Below are 24,612 nucleotides of genomic sequence, written 5' to 3' on the forward strand. Positions count from 1 at the left end.
GGACGCTAGTCCTCCACAAGTCTATGGGACGCCCGGGGGCGCATGACAATTAAGGGGTTGCATAGGATACCGAGCCAATACACAGCCCGATAGTGCCAATTTGCTAAAATACATGGCAAAAGTGCCGGAATAACGGCGAAATTGCCGTTATTCCGGTAGAGATGTCGCTTAGGCCACACTCATCAGCTTAGCGTAAGCTTCGAGATGATGGTCGTCATCACCCAACTGATGGCTAATCATTACCAGACGCTTGGCGTAGTGAGCGAGGGAATATTCCCAGGTCATGGCGATACCACCATGCAGCTGGATTGCCTCTTCGGCAACCTTGCGTGCAGAACGGTTAACCAGGAACTTGGCTGCGGTCAGGGTACGGGTACGCTCGACACTGTCTTCTTCGCTTGCAACGCAGGCAGCAAGAATGGTCATCGAGGTAGCCTGCTCCAGCTCTGTACGCATATCTACCATACGGTGCTGCAGTGCCTGGAACTTGCCGATCGGTACGCCAAACTGCTTGCGCTGCTTGAGGTAATCAAGCGTCACATCGCAGGCGACTTCCATGGCGCCGATAGCTTCAGCACACAGGGCAGCGATCGCGCGGCCAGCCTGGTAGGTGATAGCCGGGAAGGCTTCGCCAGCTTGGCCGAGCAATTCGCCAGGAGCATTGTCCAGGAACAGCTCACAACCTTTGCGGCCATCAACAGTAGCGTATTCACGGCGGGTGACACCGGCGCCCTTGGGGTCAACGATAAACAGGCTGATGCCTTTCTCGTCACGAACATCACCTGCAGTGCGCGCGGAGACCAGGATCTTGCCAGCGGTGTGACCACCGATGACTACAGCCTTGCGGCCGCTCAGGGTCCAGTCGCTGCCGTCTTGCTTGGCAGTGGTCTGTACATCGTTGAGCAGGTAGTGGCTGCTCGGCTCGTCCAGTGCGACGGCGGCCTGCAGTTCACCGCTGGCAATGGCGCCCAACAGCTCGTCCTTCTGGCTGTCCGAACCCAGTTGGGTAATCAGACCGCCGGCCAGGATGACCGACTCCATGTAGGGCTCAAGGGTAATACCGCGACCCAGCTCTTGCATGATCAGCATGTTTTCCACACCGGTACCGCCAAAGCCACCGAGTTCCTCGGGGAAGGGAATGGCGGTCAGGCCCAGCTCACCCATCTGTTGCCAGAATTCGGGGCTGAAACCGGTTTCGCTGGCGCTGAACTTCTCGCGCTTGTCGAAGGTGTAGGCGTCGCGTACCAGACGCGCCGCGGTTTCCTGCAGCATCTGTTGCTCTTCTGTGAGTTTGAAGTCCACGACTAATCTCCTACAGTTCCAGAATCATTTTAGAGACGATATTCTTCTGGATCTCGTTGGATCCGCCGAAGATCGACAGTTTACGCATGTTGAAGTAATCGCCTGCCAGCGCTGGGCTGGACTCGCTGTTCAGCATGTCGCCGTCAAAGTCATATTCCAGCTCTTCCGGCAGGAAGGGCAGTGCGTACGGCCCGATAGCCTTGCGCAGCAGGTTGGTGATCGCCTGACGGATTTCGGTGCCCTTGACCTTGAGGATCGAGCTCTCTGCACCGGGGACGCCACCTTCCTTCGCTGCTGCAATGATACGCAGCGTGCTCATCTCGGCGGCCATCAGTTCGATTTCCACCTGGGCAACCTGGGCGCGGAAAACCGCATCATCAATCAGCGGCTTGCCGTTCTTGTGCTGCTGGGTAGCCACTTTTTTCAAGTGGGTCAGGGCAGCCTTGGACGCGCCAATGCCGGCCAGGCCGGTGCGCTCGTGGGTCAGGAGGTACTTGGCGCAGGTCCAACCCTTGTTCTCTTCACCAACCAGGTTCTCTACCGGTACCTTGACGTCGTCGAAGAACACTTCGTTGACTTCATGGTCGCCATCCAGGGTGATGATCGGACGTACGGTGATGCCCGGGGTGGCCATGTCGATCAGCAAGAAGGAAATGCCACGCTGCTGCTGGGCTTCTGGGTCGGTACGAACCAGACAGAAAATCCAGTTGGCGTGCTGCCCCAGAGTAGTCCAGGTCTTCTGACCGTTGACGATGTAGTGATCGCCTTCACGGACCGCACGGGTTTTAAGCGACGCAAGGTCAGAACCAGCACCTGGCTCGGAGTAACCCTGACACCACCAGTCTTCACCTGACAGGATGCGCGGCAGGTAATGTTGCTTCTGCTCTTCGGTACCAAACTTGATGATTACCGGAGCAACCATGTTTACGCCAAAGGGAACGGTGCGCGGCGCGCCGTAGGCGGCGGACTCTTCATCGAAAATGTGCTTCTCGACGGGGCCCCACGTGGTGCCGCCGAATTCAACCGGCCAGCCTGGCGCGTACCAGCCACGCTTGGACAGAATTTTCTGCCAGCGCTCGTGGTCTGCCTTGGACATGTTCTTGCCAGTTTTGACTTTGGCAGCAATGTCCTCGGGCAACTCGTTCTTCAGGAACTCCCGCACTTCATCGCGGAAAGCGAGTTCTTCTGGGGTGTAATGAATGTCCATGTCAGGTCCTCGTTGAAATACAGTTCCGGGCCTGCGGCGGATGCCGTCGGGCCCAGGTCATTAAATAACAGCTGTCAGAGGTCGGCGAACTTGCGTCCTTCTCTGGCAAGCTTCTCCAGCAATGGAGCTGGTTTCCACCAGGCGCCATGTTCCTTGTGGAAAGCGCTGATCCGGGCATATACCTGATCCAACCCAAGGCTGTCAGCATAGAACATCGGACCGCCCTGATGTGCAGGGAAGCCGTAACCATTGATGTAAATGACGTCGATGTCGCTGGCGCGCTGGGCAATACCTTCCTCGAGGATCTTGGCGCCCTCGTTGATCAATGCAAACAGAGTGCGCTCGAGAATGTACTCGTCGGACAGTTGGCGGCGTTCCACGCCCTGTTCTTTCGAGGCAGCCTCGAGAATAGCTGGCAAGGCAGGGTTATCAAGCGGCGTACGCGAGCCCGCTTCATACAGATAAAAACCGCGGCCGGTCTTCTGACCCAGCATACCCGCCTCGGCCATGCGATCAAGGATCGTTGGCAAGGTGTACTCGGCCGGCAGAGTTTCGCGCTGGCGGGTGCGGATGCTCAGGCCGATATCCAGGCCGGACAGGTCACGCATGGCGAAGGGCCCCATGGCCATGCCGAACTTGCGCAACGCGCCGTCGACCTGGGCCGGTGTGGCGCCTTCCTCGAGCAGGAATTCCGCTTCGCGACCGTACTGGAAGACCATGCGGTTGCCGACAAAGCCATCACAGACGCCGACCGGCACCGCGACTTTCTTCAGCTTCTTGCCGATCGCCATGGCGGTCGCCAGAACGTCCTTGGCGGTTTTTTCGCCGCGCACCACTTCAAGCAGACGCATCACATTGGCTGGGCTGAAGAAATGCAGACCCACCACGTCCTGGGGACGCTGGGTGAATTCAGCAATCTGGTTCAGATCAAGTGAAGAGGTGTTGCTGGCCAGAATCGCGCCGGGCTTGCAGTGCTTGTCCAGAGCCTCGAACACCTTCTGCTTGACGCCCATGTCTTCGAACACGGCCTCGACCACCAGATCCACGCTGGACAGATCGGCGTAATCGATCACGCCTTCGATCAGGGCCAGGCGCTTGTTCATGGCGTCTTCGGTCAGGCTGCCGCGCTTGACGCTCATCATGTAAGTGTCACGGCAGCGCTGCATGGCCTTGGACTTGGCGTCTTCGCTGATTTCCAGGATCTTGACCGGGATGCCCGCGTTGGCAAAACACATGGCGATGCCGACACCCATGGTGCCGCCACCGATGACGCCTGCGGCGTTAATTTCGCGGGTCGGGGTGTCCTTGGGTAGATCGTCAATCTTGGACGCCAGGCGCTCGGTGAAGAACGCATGCACCAGGGCACCACGCTGGGGTGATACCAGGCACTCGGCAAAAAGCTCGCGCTCGCGCTTTAGGCCCTGCTCCAATGGCAACGTGAAGGACGCTTCGACAGCGGAGATGCAGCGCTGGGGAGAAAACAGGCCGGGCATCTTCTTTTCGATTTCGGCGCGCTTGGCTTCAACCAGGGCAGCGTTATCGACGCCATCCAGTTTGTCGGTGCGCTCGCCAGTGCGGCGGGCACCCTTGCCCTCATCGATGAGCCTTTGCGCGTAGGCGATGCCGGCAGCAGTCAGGTCACCCTCGATCAGCTCGTCGATAACGCCCAGTTCCTGTGCTTCGGTTGCGCCAATCGGGTTGCCGCTGACAATCATGTCGAGGGCTTTCTGTACACCGACCAGGCGTGGCAGACGCTGGGTGCCACCCGCGCCAGGCAGCAGACCGAGTTTGACTTCCGGCAGGCCGACCTTGGCGCTTTTCAGCGCAATGCGGTAGTGGCAACTGACGGCGACTTCCAGACCACCGCCCAGGGCTGTGCCATGGATGACCGCGACGCTCGGCTTGTTGCCGGCCTCGATGCCGTTCACCACTTCAGGCAGACCTGGGGATTTAGGCGGCTTGCCAAACTCCTTGATGTCGGCACCGGCCATGAAGGTCGAGCCTTCGCAGACCAGCACAATGGCTTTTACTTCGGGATCGGCTTCGGCGGCCTGGAAGCTATTCTGCAGACCTTCGCGTACCGCAATACCCAGTGCGTTGACCGGAGGATTATTGACTCGGACAACCGCTATGGCGCCCTGTCGTTCCAGTGTGACCACGTCCGACATGCTCGTTCTCCGTCTGTTGTGATGACTAAAACAGTTCTGAAGGGTGTTTCACCCCAGTTTCGCTATGCGAAATAATGAAATTGTATTCCGCCAGGCAAAATACAAAAAAATAAAGCGGTTGTCGATGCCCCGTACGGATGAAATGCGGCCCGATCACTCAGCGTGATGGGAAAGGCTAAACGCCCAGGCGCTCGATATCACGTGCCAGCATGGCAAGCTGATGGGCCAGCTGGTTCTGCACCTTCTCTTCGGAAACCAGATACGAAGGAGCTCCGCAGGTCAGTGCCATCAGGGTGCCGTCCTGCAAATGCAGTGGCACACCCGCGGCATTAACGTTGCGGTCCCAGTCCCCCAAAGATAGACAAAACCCGTGGCGTGCATAGTCCTCGAAGGCCTTTTCCAGTCGCGCTGCCGTCTCTGGCCAGGTGTCCGGGCTGCGGGCGGCCAGGGCGGCGATCACGTGGCTGCGCTCTTCTTCCTTCATCGCGGCCAGATAGGCGCGGCCAGCGGCCGTGGTGCCCAGCGGCAGGCGCACGCCCACATCCATGCGCAATGACGTCGTTTCCGCAGGTCGGCAGTTTTCCACGTAGATCATCGACAACCGGTCGCGGCAGGTCAGGCCCACGGAGGTATTGGTCGAGCGCGCGAACTCATCCATGTAGGGCTTGGCCAACTGGCGAACACGGAGGTTGGAAACGTAGGCGTAGCCCAGTGCGAGTACGCCGGAGTCGAGCTGGTATTTTTCCAGTTGCGGCGAATAACTCAGATAACCCAGTTTGGTCAGGGTATAGGTCATGCGTGAGACGGTAGGTTTGGGCAGACCGGTGATCCGGGCGATATCCTGATTACCCATGACTACCGTGCCCTGGCTGAAGGCCCGCAACACATCGAGCCCGCGCGATAGCGCCTCGACAAACTTGCGATCCTTGGCCGGTGTGGTTTCACTGAGAGTACTGAGGTCGTCGTTCATGCCGGTTACCTTGCTAAAGCGCAGCCTGCATCCATGACCAACCTTCTGTGGTGACGTGGAGCGGCTTTGTTCTGTTTTTATTGTGACGCAGCCGGTTTGTTCCGGTTCTGCCTGGCGGTATCAGTTTACCTGCGTCCCAATGATTGCACAGCAAAAGGGGATAGAATAGCATCTTTTTGGTATTGTATTTCGCTGTGCAAAATAACGATTCAAATAAGAGGTTTTCATGTCGACACCCGTTCATTCCACCGTTGGCGACCAGTTGGCCCAGTTGGGGCACACCAATCTCAGTGATGTCCTGGCCAAGGCCTGCCAGGATTACGGCGACAAGCCGGCTTTCTCCTGCGGGGCTGATACGCTCAGCTTCAATGAGCTGGAAAAGCGCGCCGATGCCTTTGCCCGCTATGTGCGGGGTCCGGCCGGGCTTGAGCCAGGCGACCGTCTGGCCATCCAGTTGCCCAACCTGCTGCAATATACGATTACCATTTTCGGCGCGCTGAAGGCAGGGTTGGTCATCGTCAACACCAATCCGCAATACACGCCCTACGAAACCCGTCATCAGTTTGCCGACTCAGGCGCAAAGGCGGTCGTGGTGCTCGACAAGCTGGTCCCTCTGGTCCGCAAGATTCAGGGTGAGACCGGAATAGAGCTACTGATCGTCACCAGTCTGGATGATTTTGCCAATCCCGAGTACTCCTGTGCCGAGGATGACGAGGTGCGCTTCATGCAGGCCCTGCGCGAGGGCGAGAAGTTGCCCGCAGTCAAACCCGAGCGTGATCTGGATGATCTGGCGCTGCTGCAGTACACCGGGGGCACAACCGGCGTATCCAAGGGCGCCATGCTGTCGCACCGAAACATCCTCAGTAATGTACTCCAGGCGACCAATATCATTCGTCCGGGCGACGTGGAATATGGCAACGAAGTGCGGGTCTCTCCGCTGCCGCTTTATCATATCTTCGCTTTCACCGCGAACTGCATTGCCTCGGTTGCGACTGGGTTCCACAGCGTGCTGATTACCAATCCGCGGGATCTCGACAGCATGATGGCCGATCTCAAACGGCACCGGATAACCCTGCTGACCGGAATCAACTCGCTGTTCGTTTCGCTGATGGCCCATCCGGAGTTCGATAATATCGATTTCAGCCATCTCAAATGGGTCAACTCCGGCGGTGCGCCGCTGAATACCGAGATCGCCAAGCGTTGGCAAGCCCGCACTGGCAGCGTGGTGCGCGAAGGCTACGGCCTGACGGAAACCTCGCCGGTGGTGGTCGCTTCCACCGCGTTCACCCCTTACAAGGAAGGTTTCATCGGGCGTGCGGTCATCGATACCGAAATGCGCACAGTGGATGACGCCGGCAATGAAACACCGCGTGGTGAACCCGGTGAGCTGCTGATCCGTGGCCCGCAGGTGATGCAGGGTTACTGGCAGCGCCCGGAGGCCACGGCCGAAAGCATTACCGATGACGGCTGGCTCAAGACTGGAGACGTGGGCGTAATAGACGAGGAGGGCTTTCTCAAGCTGGTCGATCGCAAGAAGGACATGATTCTGGTCTCCGGCTTCAACGTGTACCCCAACGAGGTTGAAGATGCAGTGATGGTGCATCCGGGAATCCGCGAGTGTGTGGCTGTAGGCATCCCGGACGAGAAGAAGGGCGAAGCAATCAAACTCTTTGTCAGTCTCAATGATCCTGCCCTGGATAAGGACGCGATCATCGCCCATTGCCGCGAGCACCTGACCGGATACAAGGTCCCCAGCACCGTTGAGATCCGCGATGACTTGCCCAAGTCGACAGTCGGCAAGCTGCTGCGTCGGGTACTGCGCGATGAAGCACGCGCGGCGGCGGGTGCAGCATGAGTGAGTGGCTGACGTTCAATATGAGTGATGGACTGGCCGAAATCACGCTGGATGACGGCAAGGTAAACGCCTTGTCCGAGGCCATGCTGGACGCGTTGCTCGAGGCTATCGCCAAAGCGGCCGACGGAGATGCTGCGCTGTTGATCACCGGCAGGCCTGGCTGCTTCAGTGGCGGATATGATCGCAAATTGATCCAGGCAGGCGGCTCGGCCTGTGACGCCATGCGCGCTGCAGGTGATCGCCTGACCCTGGCCATGCTGGATTATCCCGCACCACTGGTCGCGGCCAGTAGCGGCCACGCCATGGCCAAGGCCGCTTTCATGCTGTTACTGGCTGACTACCGGGTAGGAGCTGCTGGTGACTGGCGCGTGGCGCTGAATGAGGTGGCGATTGGCATGACCATGCCCCGGGCAGCCATGGCCATAGCCCGAGACCGGGTAACGCCGCAATGGCTGTCACGTTGCGCTTTGCAGGCGCAGGGGCTGAATCCGGAGCAGGCTCAGGCGGCCGGTTTCTACGATGCACTGCAGCCGCCGGAGCAGGTTATCGCCTGCGCCCGGGAACAATTGCAGCGGTTGGCAGCTCTGCCGCGCCAGGCCTATCGCGAAACCCGCCTCCTGTTGAATGCGCCGTTGCGCGCCGCAGTACTGCCCTGGCTCCAGGCCTGAATAACGACGGACTTGCCACCCCTGTGGGTGGCAAGGCATTGCTATTCCCTGGACACTCCTTGCCTATTCCTTGAAGTAGGCCACCTGCGTGCTGGTGAGCAGCAGGGTGCCGTCGGCTGCCCAAAGATGGGCGATCTGGTCGGCGTAGTTGTGGTGATAGCGGCTGGCGCCAGCCTGTCCGAGCAGAAAGTCACTACCGGTGCGCTGCAGGTCATCCAGGCTGGCATGAAAATAGTGCGTCATGCACACGGTACCTGCGGGGGTGAAACGCTGGCGCCGGCTGAAGATACGCGGTGCGAAGATGTCACCAATGGCCGTCAAGGCAGCGAAATCCAGTGGCCTGGGTGGTTCATCACGCACCCATAGCAGGCTGTCGTGTGTTTCTTCAGCCTCGCCCGGTTTGAACATCCCGCTTATGTAACGCATATCGTAATGCCTGAACCAGGCGCGCTCGTTGCGCTCCATGCGCGGTAGCTCATCCACCGCCGGCGCTGGTGGGCATTCCGCGGCCTGCTCCGACCAGGTTTCGCGGCGGCTGGCAAAAAACGCAGTTGCGCTGGTCATCACTTCGCCGTTCTGGCGCAACAATAGCAGCCAGTGCTGAGTGGAGCGGTTGGTTCGCAGGGGAGTGGCTTCGATCTCGAAATCACCCAGGCCTACTGGGCCAGCGAAGTTGACGGTCAGGGAAACCGGGTCTCCGAGTCGCTCGGGGTGCAGCAGAGCTGCGTTCAGCAAGGTCGCAGCGGTCATGCCGCCAAACGGGCCGACCATGTTCAGGTAGGTTTCATCGCAATGACCGCCAAAACGGTTTGGCGCAGTCATCTGCAGGCTGATCGCCTGATCAAGGGCATGGGAAGTGGGGGTAGTCATCGGGGTTTCCGAACTGCGTTGACGGACAGAAGGGCACGGCATGACACCGTGCCCTCACTTGGATAAACGGGCGAGATCAACCGCGCTGGTAGGTGCCAATCAGACGATTCATGGCCAGGGCGTGGGGCTCGACTTTGGCCAGCAGGTCCCAGAGGCTGAGGTTGGCAGGCAGATCCAGTTCCTTGTCCAGAGCAATGACCCAGAAATAATATTTGTGTTGGCCGTGGCCTTCGGGCGGCATCGGTCCGTTGTAACCGGTCTTGCCAAAGTTGTTCTTGCCCTGGGTAAACTCACCGGTGCCTTCGGACAGTTTGGTTACCGAGCCGGGGATGTTGTACAGCGTCCAGTGGACGAAACCATAGGTGCCATTGGCCGAGATCAGTGGTGCATCCGGGTCATGGCAGATAACAGCATAGCCCTTGGTGCCCTCGGGCGGATTGGTCCAGCTCAGCGCAGGAGAAACATCTTCTCCCTCGCCGGTGAAACGAGCAGGGATAGCACCATCGTTGCTGAAGGCGCTGCTGGTCAGTTGCATGTCGTTGGAAAATGCGAAACCCATACTGTACTCCTTGATTATCAGCGATTGAGTGGTCCAGACAAAACCGGTCTCAGTTGATCAGGGCGCTGAGCAGCCACAGGCCCAGCAGTAGCCAGATTACCGCCCCGAAAAAGCGCCGGTTGATAAGGGAGCGCACGCCGGCGTAGATCAACAGCAGCCCGATAATGACAGCCACAACGGTAAATACATTGCTGTCGACCCCCAGAGCTCGGGAAAAGCCGTTAACAAAAGCGGTGCTTGCTCCGCTCAGGATCTGAAAGACCCAGGCCAGGCTGTCGACAACAAAGCGCACCAGCGTGCCTAAGGCTTCTCCCAGCCATTCAAAGGGATTGGACGATACTTGCATCAATTGTTTCCAAGGTGAATTCAGGCTTTAACGCAGACATACCTTAGCAGAACTCTGCGCAAGCCATACCCAGGTATAGTCGTGCGGAGCTCGCTCCGGCAAGCGAGCGGTGATCGCCCCTGGCGCCAGGCAGCTGAGCCTGGGCCAGGCCGGGGCGATCATGATGCCGTGTTCAGACCCGCTCGATGACGGCGGCAACTCCCTGGCCGAGACCGATACACAGACTGACCAGTGCATAGCGCTTGCCGGTACGTTCCAGCTGGCGCAGTGCAGTGAGAGTCAGGCGCGCGCCCGACGCCCCCAGCGGGTGGCCCACGGCGATGGCGCCGCCGTTGGGGTTCAGGCGCGGATCATTGAAATCCAGGCCGAGCATCTTCGCGCAGCCGAGCACCTGTGAAGCAAAGGCCTCGTTGATCTCGATCACATCCATGTCGTCCAGGGTGAGGCCGGCGCGGGCCAGTGCCTTCTTGCATGCTTCAACCGGACCGACGCCCATCAAACGCGGTTCAACACCGGCTACCGCTCCGCTGAGGATGCGCGCCCGGGGCTTGATGTCGTACTTCTTGCCGATCTCTTCGTTACCAATCAGCAGGGCGGCGGCGCCATCGTTTACGCCCGAGGCGTTACCGGCGGTGACCACGCCGCCTTCGAACAATGGACGCAGCTTGCCCAGAGCTTCCATATCGCTCTGCGGGCGGGGGTGCTCATCCTGATCGACCAGCTTGGCTGGCTTCTTGCGGCCCTGGGAGACTTCGATCGGGTGGATCTCTTCGGCAAAAAAGCCGTCAGCGCGGGCCTGCTCGTACAGCGCCTGGCTGCGCGCAGCGTAGGTGTCCGCTTCCTCGCGGGTGATACCCAGTTTTTCGGCGACGTTGTCAGCAGTTTCGGGCATGGTGTCGCAGCCGTATTCCTTCTCCACCTTCGGATTGGGGAAACGCGCGCCAATGGTGCTGTCGAACGCGCGGAATTCCCGCGAGTAGGGGCTTTCGCTCTTGGCGATCACGAAGGGCGCGCGACTCATGCTCTCCGCGCCCCCGGCGATGATCAGCTCGCCTTCGCCGGCGCGGACCATGCGGTGGGCGTCCAGCACTGCTGCCAGGCCGGAGCCGCACAGGCGGTTGACCGTGAGGCCCGGTACTTCCTGTGGCAGGCCAGCCAGCAGGGCGGCGTGGCGAGCGATATTGCGCGCGTCTTCACCGGCCTGGTTGGTGCAGCCCATGACGACGTCTTCATATTCACGCTGGTCAAAGGGGTTGCGCGCGATCAGCGCACGCATCACTTCGGCGAGCAGGTCATCCGGCCGTACGCTGGCCAGAGCGCCAGCGTGGCGGCCGAAGGGTGAACGCAAACCATCATAGATATAGGCAGTCATCTGCAATTACTCCTGGAAGTCGGGTGTGGTGAGCGGCAGATCGAGCTGCACGCGGCGACGCAGCCAGGGGCTGGGGCGGTAGCGCGGCTCACCGTAGGTCTGCTGCATGTTGTTCAAGATGCTGAGTATGGTTTCTTTACCATAGTGCTCGCCAAAGGCCAGTGGGCCCTTGGGGTAACCGAGGGCCAACTGGATCGCGCGGTCCAGCGTCTCGGGTGTGGCGATGCCTTTCTGGGCGATCTCACTACCCAGGTTGACCACGCCGGCGATCAGCCGCTGAATCACGAAGCCTGGAGAGTCGTTGATGACCTCCACCGGTACGCCATCAGCCGCTAGCGCCTGGCGTGCCTGGGCGACCAGAGCGGCGTCGGCGGCGGGTTGACGCATCAGTGTGCGGCGTTTGTCCCAATTGGCCAGGCTGTCCAGCGCGAGGGTGCGATTGGCTGGCAGCTGCAGGCGAGTGAGCGCCGCGGTGCAGTCTTCGCCCAGGGGTGTGATCAGGCAAATGGCTTGGGCCGAGGGTTGTGCGCCGTCCTCCAGCGTGGCGCCGGCGGCGTCGAGCGCGCTGGCCACCTTGGCACGCAGTGCGTCGTCTTCGGTCTGCAGCCAGAATGGCCGGTTGATCATCACGGTGTCCGGCGTGCTCTCCTGCGGCTCTATCTTCTGGCCGTCTTCATAGCGGTAGAACCCCTGGCCGGTCTTGCGGCCAAGCAGGCCCGCGGCCACGCGCTGGGCCGCAATGAACGAGGGGGTATAACGCGGATCGTGGTAGAACTGCTCATACACCGACTCCATCACCGCGTGGGAGACATCCAGGCCGGTTAGGTCGAACAGCTCGAAGGGACCCATGCGGAAACCGGGGCCGTCGCGCAGGATGCGGTCGATCTGCGCTGGCGTGGCGACGCCCTCACTGAGCATGCGCAGCGCTTCGGTGCCGAACGCGCGGCCCGCATGGTTGACCAGAAAGCCGGGGGTGTCAGGGGTGATGGCGGCAAAGTGCCCGGCCGCTTCGGCCAGTGCCACCAGGCCTTGTACGACCGTCTCGTCAGTGCGTTCACCACGCACCACTTCGACAATCTTCATCAGCGGAACAGGGTTGAAGAAGTGAAAACCGGCTACCCGCTGCGGCCGCTGGCAGCTGCTGGCAATCCGGGTCACGGACAGGGACGAGGTGTTGGTGGCCAGCACGCACTCATCGCCCACCAGAGCCTCGAGCTGGTCGAACAGCTTCTGTTTGACCTCAAGCAGCTCGACGATCGCCTCGATCACCAGGTCGCAATCTTTCAGCGCTTCGAGTTCGGCTGCCGGCTGCATCCGCTGCATGGTCGCGTCGAAATCAGCCTCGCTGAGTTTGCCCTTGGCGACAGAGCGCTTGAGCAGGTTGCGATTGAAATCGATCGCATCGTCGATGGCTTCTGACCGTGTGTCATAGATCAGTACCTGCTGACCGCTGCTGGCAAACAGCTGAGCTATGCCGCGGCCCATGGCGCCCGCGCCGATCACGCCAATTCGATTGAACATGCAGTGCCTCCTCGGTTATTCTTGTTCCGCTGTGCGAAACAGTATTTCGTTCATAACCGTGCGAGATTAAATCCTGCGCCGAGCGAGCGCAAGTTCGTCGACGGCGGAGCTGTGGCATACTCTGCAGCCGACTCCAATGCCAAGATCTGCATCAGTGTAGTGAATAAAAGGTGACCTAGCCGTGAACCCCGACCATCGCCAGGCAGTAGCCCAATCCGTAACCGGTTTTTTCCAGGACCTGGGCTGTGAACTGCTCGAATATTCCGAGGGCCGTGCGGTCGTCGGTCTGACGCTGACCGCCAAGCATCTTAACAACGCCAGTAATCTGCATGGCGGCGTCACTGCCAGTCTGCTCGATATTGCCATGGGGTTGTGCGGCACCTGGGCGCCGACTGCCGATGAGCGTCGAGTGGCCATTACCCTGTCGATGAACGTGAACTTCTCGGCAACTGCTGCTCTGGGCACCCGGATTCGGGCGGTAGCCACTCGGCGCAGCGGCGGCCACAAGATCTTCATGGCCTCCTGCGACCTGCTCGACGATAACGACACTCTGCTCGGCTTTGGCGAAGGTGTATTCAAGAAGGGCGCCTTCCGCAAGGATCTGCCGTGAACACTGTCTGGTGACACTCATGCCCATGGCTAAAATGACCGTCGTGCTGCTTCCCTTGGGCGTTGCTCTGGAGCTGGGCGCATTGCTCAGTCAGGTCGCGTGGCTCAGCTGGCTGGCGGCATTGGCGTTCCTTGGCTACTTCATGCTGCATTTCCGGCGGCTCAATCCGTATCCGCGCTGGTTGGGTATCGTTACCCTCGCGGTGCTGGTTGCGACCGTATTGAGCCCCCGGACGGATGCGTCGCTATGGCCGAAGCTGGCCAGTTCCGCTGCCTACTACACGAGTTTTCTCGGTGCCCTGGGTCTGATGCAACTGCTGGCCAAGCGCTTGCCGCAACTCAGTGAGTTGCACAAGGCGCTATTGTCGGGTTCCAAGGTGGTGCTCTATCCGCGCTATGTACTGACGGCTGGCAGCATTGGTTCGATCCTCAATTTCGGCATGATGAATCTGCTATGCGGGACCCTGGCCACGCACCTGCGCCGTTATCCGCTAACCGATCTGCAACGCCGTGAAGGCTTGCGCAGCGTTATGGTTACCACCCTGCGGGGTTTTGCCCTGGTGCCGCTGCTGGCGCCGACCAGTGTGACCATCGCGATTATTTCCAGGGAAATGCCTTCGCTGTCCTGGAGCGCCATGGTGCCCTACGGCGCCGTCGCTGCGGTAATGATGATCCTGGTCGGTTGGCGTCGCGAAACCCGCGGGCTCCTGGCATTGCGCGACGACATCGGCGACAGCACTCGGGCCGAGGGCATGTGGGGGTTGCTTGGCGGCAGCTTGCTGGGGTTGATGCTGATCGGCTTGCTGGCTTGGCAGACGGTGCTCAGCGCGCCGCAGTCAGCCATGCTGCTGGTCCCTGTTGGCGTGACCCTGTATCTGCTCTGGCGTGATCGGTCACCCAGGCAGGCGCTGGATGAGATCGCTGACAACATGTCGAGCATGCACAACGAGATGTTTATTTTCGGCTGTGCTGCCCTGCTCGGCGGCGCCCTTGGCGCGATTGCCCCGCTGGAAGAGATTGCCGCCTGGTTGGCGGCCGAGCCCAAATACAATCTGCTGCTGGCGGTGGTCAGTCTGTTCAGCACCATCACCCTGGCGGTGATCGGTGTGGCGCCGATCGTCTCCTTGTCCCTGATTGCCGGCCTGCTATCCCAGCTGGCCCTGCTGGGCGTGCCTATCATGACGCCAGCGGTGGGTCTGATGTGCGGTTTCTCCCTGGCGATGATCTGTTCGCCATTCGGGCCGTCGACACTGATCCTGGCGCGCTACAGTGGCGAAACGCCGTTTCGCGTCGCCTTCGGCTGGAACGGTCGCTTCGTCGCCAGCGTGATGCCGCTGCTGTTGCTCTTGCTGTTCGGCACCTACTGGTGGCATAGCTAGCAGAGCCGCAAGCCGCAAGCTTCAAGCGGCAAGCCGAGCGCCCAAAGGTTCAAGAGGGCGGGTTCAGCTGGCGCAGAGATATAAGGCGCCGGTCAGCAGTCTCGCTTTGCTGTACCGTCGGAGCCCATGGATGGGCGACGCCGAGCGCCCAGGGATGGGACAGCGTGTCAGCAAAGCGAGACTGCTGACCGGCGTCCCACACGGACTAATGCTCAACATGTCGTCACGCATCATTTTTACACGGGCCCCAAAATGCCGGAACTACCTGAAGTAGAAACCACCCGCCGGGGTATTGCTCCACATCTCGAGGGCCGCACTGTCACCCGACTTGTAGTGCGCGAGCGCCGTTTGCGCTGGCCGATCCCGGAGGACCTGGCGATCCAGATCGAGGGCCAGACCTTCAGCCAGATCCGCCGCCGCGCCAAGTACCTGCTGATGGATATCGGTGGTGGCAGCGTGATCAGCCACCTGGGTATGTCGGGCAATCTACGCCTGGTACCTGTCGGAACGCCGCCACTCAAGCATGAGCATGTGGATATCGAACTGGATTCAGGCCTGGCCCTGCGTTACACCGACCCCCGACGTTTTGGCGCCATGCTCTGGATCAGGTCAGGGGAGGTTCATCCTCTACTGTCGAAGCTGGGTCCGGAGCCCTTATCGGATCTGTTCGATGGCGAACGCCTCTATCAGTGCTCACGGGGCAAGAGCATTGCGGTCAAGCCATTCATCATGGATAACGCGGTGGTGGTTGGCGTCGGTAATATTTACGCCAGCGAGGCCCTGTTTGCAGCGGGTATTGATCCCCGGCGCGAGGCCGGGCGAATCAGCCGTGCCCGCTACCTGCGCCTGGCAATCGAGATCCGCCGTATCCTGGGCTACGCAATCGAGCGCGGGGGGACGACCCTGCGCGACTTTACCGGCGGCGACGGCCAGCCCGGATACTTTCAGCAGGAACTGTTCGTCTATGGTCGGGGCGGCGAACTGTGCAAGGTATGTGGCAATACTCTGTCGGAAACCCGGCTGGGGCAACGCAGTTCGGTTTTCTGCCGCCAATGTCAGCGCTGAGTCCGGTCCAGGGGGCTGCCAAGGCCCATGTATTGTGCTTGACGACCGGTTCTGGCTTACTGTCATGGAGCTCTCGTGCAACGGAGGGTGCATAAACCCTGCGCCCGATTTCCCGATTGAGCGATTACGCCTACAATGAAGCGTGAAGGCTGTCCGGGACGGATAGCTCAACAAGACCAAGGGCCTGCCGGGCCACAACCAGGGATCTTAATTATGCGCCTGTTACGTCACTCCACAGCCTTGATGGCTGGTCTGCTGCTCAGCGCCGCTGCGCACGCTGCCGAACCCACTCAAACCGGAAAGATCGGATACACCGAAAAGCCGGGTTACTATGCAATGGTCGGTGACCTGATTATTGCTCGGCCCCTGCTGGCTGGCGTTACCGCAATCGGTGCGGCTGCTTTTGTGGTCAGTTTGCCATTCACCCTGCTCGCAGGGAATACCGCAGAAGCCGGTCGCGAACTGGTTGTTCGGCCGGGCGAGGCAACATTTGTTCGCTGCCTGGGTTGCACCAAGAGCGGTTACGGTCGCACGCACGCCGACGAAAACCGCTGATTGTTCTGGTCGTGGGTCGCTGACGCACGATCGCAGCCCGCAGCCTTTTTACGAGTAGTAGGCTGATGCGCAACATGTTCAAACCCCTCTGGGTGCCAGTGCTTCTGCTGGCGCTTGTCGTATTGTTTGTCTGGAAATCAGACCTGGCCACCCTGGCGGCCGGCATAGCCCTGTTCATGCTTGGCATGTTCCACCTGCAGGATGGTTTCCGGGCTTTTACCGGTGGCGCGCTTGAGCGCTGGTTGAAGCGTAGTACCAATCGCCTGTGGAAAAGTCTGCTATTTGGTGTGGCCAGCACGGCCCTGGTGCAATCCAGCTCACTGGTTACTCTCCTCACGATGGCCTTCCTGAGCGCCGGCATGATCAGCTTGGTGGCAGGCATAGGTATTATTTTTGGTGCCAACCTGGGAACCACAACGGGCGCCTGGCTGATTGCCCTTGTGGGCCTGAAGGTCGACCTGTCCGTAGCGGCAATGCCCCTGTTGGTATTCGGCGTCCTGCTTGGTCGCCGTGCCGAGAGTCTGTGGAAGGGGCTAGGCCAGTTACTGCTGGGTATGGGCCTGCTTTTTCTGGGTATTGACCTGATGAAGGCGGGATTTGTCGGCTTCGAGGGTCTGCTGAGCCTGGACGGTTTGTCCGTATCCGGCTGGGTTGGCGTGCTGATTTATGCCTTTATCGGCCTGTTGGCTACGGTACTCATGCAGTCCAGCCATGCGGCGCTGATGTTGACGTTGGCTGCGCTGGCCAGTGGTCAGTTGCTGTATGGCAACGCACTGGCGATGGCGGTGGGTGCCAACCTGGGCACCACGGTCACCGCGGTTATCGGCGCCGTGGGTAGCAACAATGCCGGCCGCCGGCTGGCTGCTGCGCATATCCTGTTCAATCTGATCACCGCAGTGGTGGCCCTGGCAATCCTCCCCACATTGGTCAGATCGGTCGACTGGACCGCGGATCTTCTGGGCATTGCGGCCGAGGCCCATACCCTGAAGCTGGCATTATTCCACACCCTGTTCAACGTGCTGGGACTGTTGATCATGTTGCCGTGGATCCCGCTCCTGGTGAAGTACCTGATGCGCTGGCTGCCGGATCAGCCTGCGGTAGGGGATACCGTGACCGGGTCTGCGACCCTCAGCGAGCAGCCACGGATGCGTGCCCAGTTTCTCAATGACAGCGCGCTGCTGCATGCCGATACGGCACTCAAGGTGCTGGATCAGGAGGTGCGTAACCTCGCTGCACTTGCCCGTCAGGTCGTAGCTGCGGCGGTGTATCTGCCGCCGGGCGGTTTGCAGGATCTGTCCCGAGAGATGTTGCACCGGATGGTGTTGCGCAAGGTGCCCCTAGAGCGACGGGAGGATGCAGAGGCGTTGTACGAGCGGCACGTCAAGGGTGTATACGCGGACATCATCGACTTCAGTAGCCGTATCGACCAGTCACTGCAGCCTGAGCAGCAGCAGTTGCTGCTGGATGACAATGCCGCCGCCCGCGAGTTGATCGAGGCAGTAAAAGCAGCAAACTATCTGCAACGGAACCTGCGCAAGCAGGTCGACAGCCAGCAACCTGCCATTCACCAGTCCTACGACATGTTGCGCGAACAATGTGGCCTGGCGATCGTCGAACTTGCCCGGTTGCTGGACATGCGCGGCGACCGCGAGGCGCAGACTGATGTGTTCGAGCATTACGAGGAAGAGGAAGCGTTTTTTGCCGAGCACTATCAGCAGGAGGTGCAAAGGCATCTGCGTAACCGGGAACTGGACGGCTGGCAGGCGACGTCACTGCTTAACGACCTCCATGCCGTGCTACGTATCCGCCGTCATCTGTATCGCGCACATGTCATATTGGCCGAGAAGCCGTTGGCATCCACCGGTGAGGCCCTGGGTGAGCCGGGTGGCCGAATAGAACCGACCTTTACTCTGTCATGACTGCGGGCTGAGGCTCTGACTTGAACTCCGCCTCAGGTACAGTCTGGATCTGTGCCTGACCGACACCCCGGGGATCACTGGCAGCACTCAAGGTGCCATTGGTCTTGTCCCAGCGCACCGCATGCATGTCCCCGTAATCCCGGCCGACGGGCTTGATCTGGTGCCCCATGGCTTCCAGCTCGGCACGCTGTCCTGCATCCAAGGCAGCATCTTCAACCTGGATGTGGTCAGGCAGATACTGGTGATGGAAGCGCGGGCGGCTCACCCAGGCGTCAGGCGTCTGGCCCTCGATTGCCTCCAGCGCACCCAGTAGCACCATGGTAATGATGCGGCTGCCGCCAGGCGTGCCAAGTACCGCCAGCTGCTGGCTGTTTTCCAGCATGGTTGGCGTCATACTTGACAGGGGACGCTTACCCGGAGCGATTGCGTTGGCCACGCTGCCGGCCAGGCCGTAGGCGTTAACGCCCTCGGGGTCGGCAGCGAAGTCGTCCATTTCGTTATTCAGCAATACGCCGGTCCCCGGTACGGTGAAGGCGGCGCCGAAGGGCAGGTTGATACTGAGTGTCGCCGACACTGCGTTGCCTTGTCGGTCGATCAATGAAAAATGAGTGGTGTTATTGCCTTCGTTGAAGGGAGTCAGAGGGCCGAGTTCGGCGCTGGGCGTGGCGCGGGCAGGGTCTATATCGGCGGCCATGTTGCGGGCATGTTCCACGGATAGCAGCTGTTGCACTGGAGGCGTGACGAAGTCGCTATCACCCAGCAGCAGGCGGTCGCGGTAGACCCGGCGCATCAATTCCACCAGTTGGTGGGTCCATGCGCTAGTGCCAGGCTGCGCCTTTGGCAGTGCTTCCAGGCCCTGCAGCATTCCCGCCAGGGCAATGCCCCCGGCTGAGGGTAATGGCGCGCTGATTATCTCGTGGCCATGGCTGGAAAACCGCACTGGTTGACGGGTAACTACCCGGTAAGCATCCAGATCGGCCTGTTGCCAGGCGCCGCCAGCGTCCCGCACCGCATCCAGCAGATGGTTGGCTACCGGGCCCTGGTAGAAGCCGGCACGGCCCTGGGTCGCCAGTTGCCTCAGGGTGATGGCCAGCTCCGGTTGGCGGATGACAGTGCCCTCGGCGGGCAGCTCGCCGTCGCGTAGAAACAACCGGGCGGTTTCTGCGTCGGCGCGCATGGCTTCGAGCCGGAAGCTGCCCAGGGCCCGATACCGGCTGGTAACGGCAAAACCTTGCTCTGCGGCGTCAATAGCTGGTTGTAGACTCTTGTGCAGGGGTAGATTGCCGTACTGTACGCTAAGCACAACCAGCGCGGCTGGCAGGCCCGGTATACCCGCAGCCCGCGGTCCATTGATGGCCGGATCCCGTTGTACCTCGCCCGCACTGTCACGGTAGAAATCGCGACCAGCGGTCAGCGGCGCAGTCTCGCGGGCATCCAGGAAGGCATATTCGGCCCCAGGCTGGGCATTCTTGCGGAGCAGAAAGAAAACACCGCCGCCGAGCCCCGAACTGTACGGCTCCACTACGCCCAGAGTAGCGGCAACCGCGACGGCGGCGTCAAAAGCATTACCGCCCTGATCGAGGATCTGGTGGCCGGCTGCGGTGGCCATCGGGTGGGCGCTGGCTACGGCCTGTTCTTCCAGGGCTGCGTGGGCAGGCAAGGTACTGCCAAGCAGAATGCATAACAGCAGGGGGATGGCCGCCAGGCGGGGTCGGCGCAGTCTGTATTGCATGGGCTTATTGGCCTGTCAGTATGTGGTATTTCTCCAACAGCTCTTCCTGGCTCTCGACGTGTTCCGGGTCAAGTGGGATGCAATCTACCGGACAGACCTGCTGACATTGGGGCTCGTCAAAATGCCCTACACACTCGGTGCACAGGTTGGGATCGATTACATAGATCTCTTCACCTTGGGAGATCGCATTGTTGGGGCATTCGGGTTCGCAAACGTCGCAATTGATGCAATCGTCGGTGATGATCAGGGACATGTATCGGGAGCTCCGCGTGAAAAACCCGGCGGTCTATTCGTGGTAGCGCTTGATCAGCGCTGCGTTGACGGACGGGTGCACAAACTTGGTGACGTCCCCGTTCAGCGCGGCAATCTCACGCACCAGCGAGGAGGAGATATAAGAATACTGCTCCGATGGCGTCAGGAACAGGCTTTCTACATCTGGAGCCAGGACCCGGTTCATGTTGGCAAGCTGAAATTCGTACTCGAAATCCGATACCGCACGCAGGCCACGTAACAGCACGTTGGCATCCACCTTCTTGACGAAATGCGCTAGCAGTTCGGAGAAACCCACCACTTCCACGTTGGGAATGTGTGCAAGCACCTCGCGGGCCATGTTGACTCGCTCTTCGAGCGTGAACGCGGGGTTTTTCTTGGTGCTGGCAGCAACAGCCACCACCACCTTGTCGAACAGGCGTGCGGCGCGCTCCACCAGGTCGGTGTGCCCCTTGGTGATGGGATCGAAAGTGCCGGGATAAAGAACCGTGTTCATTGCGACTGATCCTGCAACAGTGATTGATGCGCCGATGGTAGCCCAATGCTGTCCCCAGGGCCAACCGGAGCCCTTCCGATAGGCTAGGTCGGGCTCTGCATCCGGGTAGCCAGACTGCTGGCCAGCCTGGAAACCAGGCCATAGATCGATAGCTGCGGGTTGGCGCCGATGCTGGTGGGGAAAAGTGAGCCGTCAAATATCGAGAGATTCTCTATCTGGTGGTGGCGTCCCAGACTGTCGGTCACCGCCCGGGTCGGGTCTTCACCCATGGCGCAGCCGCCCATGACGTGTGCACTGGCCAGGCGTACGTCATAGATAGCGTATTTCAGGCCCTCCACTTGCTGCTTGAAATCTGTCCAGTTGCGGCTCATCTGTCCCTGGCTGTGTACGGGCATCACTGCCTTGGCCCCGGCGGCGAACTGAATTTCGCCCATGGCAAGCCAGGCGCGGCGGGCGCCGTCCCAGATATAATCATCAAGCGGGTAGTCAAGCACCGGGTTGCCATCATCGCGCAGTGCCACGCTGCCGCCCTGGCTGCGCTCATCGAAGCCGTCACGCATCAGCGCGATCAGAATGTTGCTCTGCGCGAGCTTCTGGTTGCGCTCGAAATTGGTCTGTCCATGACCACCGAGCAGCGCCGAAGTAATACTCGGCTGCATGGGCGGTACCTCGAGCTTGAAGCCGATCGGCCCGGTGGTGCCGTTGCTCCACTGGAACTCATCCGAATAGATCGACTGTGGCGCCCCGTAAAAACCATTGATGTCGTTATCGTACTGGGCGACGTTGAAGTTCACCGGATGCAGAAAGGTGCGCTTGCCCAGGCGGCCGTGCGGGTCGGGAGCGCCGGAGCGCATAAGCAGTGCGGGACTGTTGATAGCACCACCAGCCAGTACCACATGGCGGCCGCGCAGGGTAAAGCCCTGGCCATTGGCGAGCGTTAGCCGGTCGTTCATGGCGCGGCACTGGACACCTGTTATCAGGTCACCCTCGAAGACCAGCTTTTCCGCCCGGGCCGTATGGATCAGGGTGGCCCCCTTTTCCAGCGCCGCAGGTATGGTGGTCACCAGCATCGACTGCTTGGCATTGGTCGGGCAACCTGTACCGCAATAGCCGAGGTTCCAGCAGCCGCGCACGTTGCGCGGAATCACCTGCCAGTGCCAGCCCAGGCTCTCGCAGCCAGCACGAATCACGTCGTTGTTGGCATTGGCCGGCACCGCCCAGGGCGCAACGCCCAGGCGCTCCTCCATGCGTGCAAACCAGGGAGCCATACTCCCCGAGTCCAGGTTCTTTACGCCGTGCACATCGGCCCAGTGGGCCAGGGTCTGATCCGGGGTGCGAAAGCTGCTGGTCCAGTTGACCGTGGTGGTACCGCCTACCGTACGGCCCTGCAGAATACCGATACCGCCGTCAGCCGTAGCGCGTGCAGCGCCTTCCTGGTAGAGCTCGGCATAGGCCTTGGCCTCGTCGTTCTTGAAATCACTGGAGGTTTTCAGAGTGCCTTCTTCCACCAGCAGCACCTTCAGCCCGGCCTGGGCAAGAATCTCTGCGCTGGTGCCTCCGCCGGCACCGGTGCCGATGATGATGACATCGGCTTCAAAGGTTTGCTCGGAGTCGAATTCACTGGCATCCAATACCTGCCAGCCGCGGTCAATACCTTGTAGAAATAGATCGGGAACGGGCATGTCGATTTACCTGCAGAGAATCAGATTTGCGGCGGGCCGGGATAACCGGCGGCGGCCCAGGAAGCGGGGGTGGCGTACCAGGCCATCAGAAGCAACTGGCTGAGGGCGTTGTGGCCCTGGCGCAGCATGTCCAGACGGCTATCGCGCCAGCGTTTCAGAAAGGCCTGCACCTCGGCAATTGACGCCTTGTCCCAACTGCCCCAGATGCCGGTCATCGGACCACGTGTAATAGGCATCGACAGCATGCCAAGCAGGTCGGTGACCTGTGTCTGTACCGCTGTGGAGGTCCAGGCCAGAGTGGTGTCCAACTGGTCTATAGCGGCTTGCAGCGTATCCTGGCTGAGCGCTGGATGCGGCCCTACCAGGCCACTCATGATCGCCGCCACCACCGGAATATCCGTATCGCGCAGTACTGAATAACCGACGCCGGGTTGGCTGCTGCTGCAACCGGAAAGGGTGGCTGTCATGCCCACTGTGGCCAGCGTCGCGCTGGCACCCAGACCGAGCTTCAACAGATCCCGCCGGTTGATCCGGGCGGAGTTGATAGAGTTCATTTTCGGCTCCCCGCCATTAACGGATGAACAACTTGTAGACCAGCTTCAATACCGCACCACCATAGGGAGGATAGATAGGCCGCGCGCCATTGAAGCGTTGCTTGATATATATGCCCTTGGCCTTGCTGAAGGTCAGAAAACCTTCATGGCCATGGTAGTGCCCCATGCCCGAGGGGCCGATACCACCGAAGGGCATGTCATCCTGTGCCACGTGGAGGATGGTGTCGTTGATACACATGCCGCCCGCATGGGTCTGATTCATCAGCCGCTCCTGCTCGGGCTTGTCATAGCCGAAGTAGTAGAGTGCCAGTGGCCGCGGGCGGTCTGCTATGTATTCCATGGCATCTTCAATGCGGTCGTAGGGCAGAATCGGCATCAGGGGACCAAAGATCTCTTCCTGCATGATTTTCATGTCGTCGGTGACATCCAGCAGCAGGGTCGGGGGCAGAATCCGCGTGTCGCTGAACTCCTCGTCCTTCGGATTCAGCTCGATGACCCGTGCGCCCTTGTCGCGAGCATCCTGGAGATAACCCTGGATGCGCTGGTGCTGACGGGGATTCACCACCTGGGTGTAGTCGGTATTGTCACGCAGGCTGGGGTAGAGCCGCGCAAACTGCATGCGCAGGGCTTCGATCAGCTCATCAACACGTTCTCGGGGGCACAGCACATAATCGGGGGCCACACAGGTCTGTCCGGCGTTCACGCCCTTGCCGAAGGCGATGCGTTCTGCCGCGTCGGCAATGGGCACATTCTTGGAGACGATGGCCGGTGACTTGCCGCCCAATTCCAGGGTGACAGGGGTCAGGTTCTCCGCTGCTGCGCGCATAACGTGCTTGCCGATACTGGTGGCCCCGGTGAACAACAGGTGATCGAAGGGCAGTTGGGAAAATGCCATGCCCACCTCGGCCTCACCGGTCACCACGGCGACCTGATCCTCGGGGTAGATATCCGCGAGCATCTGCGCAAACACCCTGGCTGTCTCGGGGGTGGATTCGCTCATCTTGATCATCACCCGGTTGCCGGCCGCCAGCGCGCCGGTCAGCGGCCCCATGGCCAGATACAGCGGATAATTCCAGGGTACGATAACGCCCACCACGCCCAGGGGCTGATAGATCACCTTGGCCTTGCCGGGCTGGAAGGCCATGCCAACGTGCCGGCTGGATGGCTTCATCCAGCGGCGCAGGCGCTTGCTCACGTATTTGATTCCCTCAAGGGCGGGCAGTATTTCCGCCAATTTGGTCTCGTCAGCAGAGCGGCGGCCAAAATCGGTGCTGATGGCCCTGATCAGCGGTTCCTGATAGCGCAACAGCGCTGCCTTCAGGGATTGGAGAGTTTCGATCCGTTTGTCTGCCGTGGGCATGGGATCATGACGAAAGGCCGCACGCTGTTGCTTGAACAATAGCTGCATTCGCGAAATCGACTGTTGCTGGTCCTGCATATAAGCAATATCGGCTACCATGGCAACGCTCCGGCAGACCTTTATGGGCCTGTTTTATTTGAGAAAGGGTATTTT

The 24,612-nt window shown here is 60.3% G+C and carries 22 protein-coding genes; 7 read left to right on the forward strand and 15 right to left on the reverse strand.

All coding sequences use genetic code 11. The annotated features are described in order from the left end of the window. Nucleotides 1–168: 168 nt before the first annotated feature. The 4 genes from FZF01_RS02735 to FZF01_RS02750 all read right to left on the reverse strand — a co-directional run bounded on the left by FZF01_RS02735 (nt 169) and on the right by FZF01_RS02750 (nt 5,647). Complete coding sequence (locus FZF01_RS02735; RefSeq protein WP_150276552.1) at nt 169–1,302, reverse strand: acyl-CoA dehydrogenase family protein; 1,134 nt, start codon at nt 1,300–1,302, stop codon at nt 169–171. Between the two features lie 10 nt (nt 1,303–1,312). Further along, complete coding sequence (locus FZF01_RS02740) at nt 1,313–2,509, reverse strand: acyl-CoA dehydrogenase family protein (RefSeq protein ID WP_150276553.1); 1,197 nt, start codon at nt 2,507–2,509, stop codon at nt 1,313–1,315. 74 nt (nt 2,510–2,583) lie between these two features. Further along, nucleotides 2,584–4,677 (reverse strand): 3-hydroxyacyl-CoA dehydrogenase NAD-binding domain-containing protein, encoded by a 2,094-nt coding sequence (locus tag FZF01_RS02745; RefSeq protein WP_150276554.1) that lies wholly within the window; start codon nt 4,675–4,677, stop codon nt 2,584–2,586. Between the two features lie 175 nt (nt 4,678–4,852). Next, a complete protein-coding gene (locus FZF01_RS02750; protein ID WP_150276555.1) occupies nt 4,853–5,647 on the reverse strand; it encodes an IclR family transcriptional regulator in 795 nt (264 codons plus the stop codon). 226 nt (nt 5,648–5,873) lie between these two features. Between FZF01_RS02750 and FZF01_RS02755 the strand changes: the two genes are divergently transcribed. Both FZF01_RS02755 and FZF01_RS02760 read left to right on the forward strand, forming a co-directional pair. Further along, entirely contained in the window at nt 5,874–7,502 is a 1,629-nt protein-coding gene (locus FZF01_RS02755) for an AMP-binding protein (protein WP_150276556.1), read from the forward strand. Continuing rightward, entirely contained in the window at nt 7,499–8,170 is a 672-nt protein-coding gene (locus tag FZF01_RS02760; RefSeq protein WP_150276557.1) for a crotonase/enoyl-CoA hydratase family protein, read from the forward strand. The genes FZF01_RS02755 and FZF01_RS02760 overlap by 4 nt, the downstream gene beginning before the upstream one ends. A gap of 63 nt (nt 8,171–8,233) precedes the next feature. Here the strand turns inward: FZF01_RS02760 and FZF01_RS02765 are convergent, their stop codons facing one another. The 5 genes from FZF01_RS02765 to FZF01_RS02785 all read right to left on the reverse strand — a co-directional run bounded on the left by FZF01_RS02765 (nt 8,234) and on the right by FZF01_RS02785 (nt 12,838). Then, nucleotides 8,234–9,040, reverse strand: coding sequence for an acyl-CoA thioesterase (locus FZF01_RS02765; RefSeq protein ID WP_150276558.1), 807 nt, complete (start codon nt 9,038–9,040; stop codon nt 8,234–8,236). A gap of 76 nt (nt 9,041–9,116) precedes the next feature. Beyond that, entirely contained in the window at nt 9,117–9,599 is a 483-nt protein-coding gene (locus FZF01_RS02770) for a YbhB/YbcL family Raf kinase inhibitor-like protein (RefSeq protein WP_150276559.1), read from the reverse strand. A 49-nt stretch (nt 9,600–9,648) separates the two neighbouring features. Continuing rightward, nucleotides 9,649–9,945 carry a hypothetical protein gene (locus FZF01_RS02775; protein ID WP_150276560.1) on the reverse strand — a complete coding sequence of 99 codons (297 nt, stop codon included), beginning with the start codon at nt 9,943–9,945 and terminating at the stop codon, nt 9,649–9,651. Nucleotides 9,946–10,117: 172 nt separating this feature from the next. Then, the gene (locus tag FZF01_RS02780; protein WP_150276561.1) at nt 10,118–11,317 is read right to left on the reverse strand and encodes a 3-oxoadipyl-CoA thiolase; all 1,200 of its coding nucleotides are present in this window, start codon (nt 11,315–11,317) and stop codon (nt 10,118–10,120) included. A 6-nt stretch (nt 11,318–11,323) separates the two neighbouring features. Continuing rightward, on the reverse strand, nt 11,324–12,838 hold the full coding sequence (locus tag FZF01_RS02785; RefSeq protein ID WP_150276562.1) for a 3-hydroxyacyl-CoA dehydrogenase: 1,515 nt from the start codon (nt 12,836–12,838) through the stop codon (nt 11,324–11,326). Nucleotides 12,839–13,019: 181 nt separating this feature from the next. Between FZF01_RS02785 and FZF01_RS02790 the strand changes: the two genes are divergently transcribed. From FZF01_RS02790 to FZF01_RS02810, 5 genes are all read left to right on the forward strand, one after another. Further along, nucleotides 13,020–13,448 (forward strand): PaaI family thioesterase, encoded by a 429-nt coding sequence (locus FZF01_RS02790; RefSeq protein ID WP_150276563.1) that lies wholly within the window; start codon nt 13,020–13,022, stop codon nt 13,446–13,448. A 19-nt stretch (nt 13,449–13,467) separates the two neighbouring features. After that, entirely contained in the window at nt 13,468–14,826 is a 1,359-nt protein-coding gene (locus tag FZF01_RS02795) for a hypothetical protein (protein ID WP_223825361.1), read from the forward strand. Between the two features lie 252 nt (nt 14,827–15,078). Further along, entirely contained in the window at nt 15,079–15,891 is an 813-nt protein-coding gene (gene mutM / locus FZF01_RS02800; RefSeq protein WP_150276564.1) for a bifunctional DNA-formamidopyrimidine glycosylase/DNA-(apurinic or apyrimidinic site) lyase, read from the forward strand. A gap of 213 nt (nt 15,892–16,104) precedes the next feature. Further along, the gene (locus FZF01_RS02805; protein WP_150276565.1) at nt 16,105–16,446 is read left to right on the forward strand and encodes a multidrug transporter; all 342 of its coding nucleotides are present in this window, start codon (nt 16,105–16,107) and stop codon (nt 16,444–16,446) included. Nucleotides 16,447–16,520: 74 nt separating this feature from the next. Then, nucleotides 16,521–18,365, forward strand: coding sequence for a Na/Pi cotransporter family protein (locus tag FZF01_RS02810; RefSeq protein WP_188434350.1), 1,845 nt, complete (start codon nt 16,521–16,523; stop codon nt 18,363–18,365). Here the strand turns inward: FZF01_RS02810 and ggt are convergent. The 6 genes from ggt to FZF01_RS02840 form a co-directional block, all read right to left on the reverse strand. After that, nucleotides 18,352–20,097, reverse strand: coding sequence for a gamma-glutamyltransferase (gene ggt, locus FZF01_RS02815; protein ID WP_150276567.1), 1,746 nt, complete (start codon nt 20,095–20,097; stop codon nt 18,352–18,354). The two genes, FZF01_RS02810 and ggt, sit on opposite strands and share 14 nt — an antisense overlap. A gap of 4 nt (nt 20,098–20,101) precedes the next feature. Continuing rightward, nucleotides 20,102–20,350 (reverse strand): YfhL family 4Fe-4S dicluster ferredoxin, encoded by a 249-nt coding sequence (locus FZF01_RS02820; RefSeq protein ID WP_150276568.1) that lies wholly within the window; start codon nt 20,348–20,350, stop codon nt 20,102–20,104. Nucleotides 20,351–20,383: 33 nt separating this feature from the next. Continuing rightward, nucleotides 20,384–20,863 (reverse strand): pantetheine-phosphate adenylyltransferase, encoded by a 480-nt coding sequence (gene coaD / locus FZF01_RS02825; RefSeq protein WP_150276569.1) that lies wholly within the window; start codon nt 20,861–20,863, stop codon nt 20,384–20,386. Nucleotides 20,864–20,946: 83 nt separating this feature from the next. Then, nucleotides 20,947–22,545, reverse strand: coding sequence for a GMC family oxidoreductase (locus FZF01_RS02830; protein ID WP_150276570.1), 1,599 nt, complete (start codon nt 22,543–22,545; stop codon nt 20,947–20,949). Between the two features lie 20 nt (nt 22,546–22,565). Then, on the reverse strand, nt 22,566–23,099 hold the full coding sequence (locus FZF01_RS02835) for a twin-arginine translocation pathway signal protein (protein ID WP_150276571.1): 534 nt from the start codon (nt 23,097–23,099) through the stop codon (nt 22,566–22,568). Nucleotides 23,100–23,115: 16 nt separating this feature from the next. Then, on the reverse strand, nt 23,116–24,558 hold the full coding sequence (locus FZF01_RS02840) for a coniferyl aldehyde dehydrogenase (RefSeq protein ID WP_150276572.1): 1,443 nt from the start codon (nt 24,556–24,558) through the stop codon (nt 23,116–23,118). Between the last annotated feature and the right edge of the window lie 54 nt (nt 24,559–24,612).

Source organism: Halopseudomonas salina, assembly GCF_008641105.1.

Coding starts and splice junctions, on each gene's coding strand:
- FZF01_RS02805 (WP_150276565.1), top strand. CDS start 16,105: ATGCGCCTGTTACGTCACTCCACAGCCTTGATGGCTGGTCTGCTGCTC.
- FZF01_RS02775 (WP_150276560.1), bottom strand. CDS start 9,945: ATGCAAGTATCGTCCAATCCCTTTGAATGGCTGGGAGAAGCCTTAGGC.
- FZF01_RS02770 (WP_150276559.1), bottom strand. CDS start 9,599: ATGGGTTTCGCATTTTCCAACGACATGCAACTGACCAGCAGCGCCTTC.
- FZF01_RS02760 (WP_150276557.1), top strand. CDS start 7,499: ATGAGTGAGTGGCTGACGTTCAATATGAGTGATGGACTGGCCGAAATC.
- FZF01_RS02765 (WP_150276558.1), bottom strand. CDS start 9,040: ATGACTACCCCCACTTCCCATGCCCTTGATCAGGCGATCAGCCTGCAG.
- FZF01_RS02750 (WP_150276555.1), bottom strand. CDS start 5,647: ATGAACGACGACCTCAGTACTCTCAGTGAAACCACACCGGCCAAGGAT.
- coaD (WP_150276569.1), bottom strand. CDS start 20,863: ATGAACACGGTTCTTTATCCCGGCACTTTCGATCCCATCACCAAGGGG.
- FZF01_RS02795 (WP_223825361.1), top strand. CDS start 13,468: ATGCCCATGGCTAAAATGACCGTCGTGCTGCTTCCCTTGGGCGTTGCT.
- FZF01_RS02740 (WP_150276553.1), bottom strand. CDS start 2,509: ATGGACATTCATTACACCCCAGAAGAACTCGCTTTCCGCGATGAAGTG.
- FZF01_RS02810 (WP_188434350.1), top strand. CDS start 16,521: ATGTTCAAACCCCTCTGGGTGCCAGTGCTTCTGCTGGCGCTTGTCGTA.
- FZF01_RS02780 (WP_150276561.1), bottom strand. CDS start 11,317: ATGACTGCCTATATCTATGATGGTTTGCGTTCACCCTTCGGCCGCCAC.
- mutM (WP_150276564.1), top strand. CDS start 15,079: ATGCCGGAACTACCTGAAGTAGAAACCACCCGCCGGGGTATTGCTCCA.
- FZF01_RS02840 (WP_150276572.1), bottom strand. CDS start 24,558: ATGGTAGCCGATATTGCTTATATGCAGGACCAGCAACAGTCGATTTCG.
- FZF01_RS02820 (WP_150276568.1), bottom strand. CDS start 20,350: ATGTCCCTGATCATCACCGACGATTGCATCAATTGCGACGTTTGCGAA.
- FZF01_RS02745 (WP_150276554.1), bottom strand. CDS start 4,677: ATGTCGGACGTGGTCACACTGGAACGACAGGGCGCCATAGCGGTTGTC.
- FZF01_RS02830 (WP_150276570.1), bottom strand. CDS start 22,545: ATGCCCGTTCCCGATCTATTTCTACAAGGTATTGACCGCGGCTGGCAG.
- ggt (WP_150276567.1), bottom strand. CDS start 20,097: ATGCAATACAGACTGCGCCGACCCCGCCTGGCGGCCATCCCCCTGCTG.
- FZF01_RS02785 (WP_150276562.1), bottom strand. CDS start 12,838: ATGTTCAATCGAATTGGCGTGATCGGCGCGGGCGCCATGGGCCGCGGC.
- FZF01_RS02755 (WP_150276556.1), top strand. CDS start 5,874: ATGTCGACACCCGTTCATTCCACCGTTGGCGACCAGTTGGCCCAGTTG.
- FZF01_RS02835 (WP_150276571.1), bottom strand. CDS start 23,099: ATGAACTCTATCAACTCCGCCCGGATCAACCGGCGGGATCTGTTGAAG.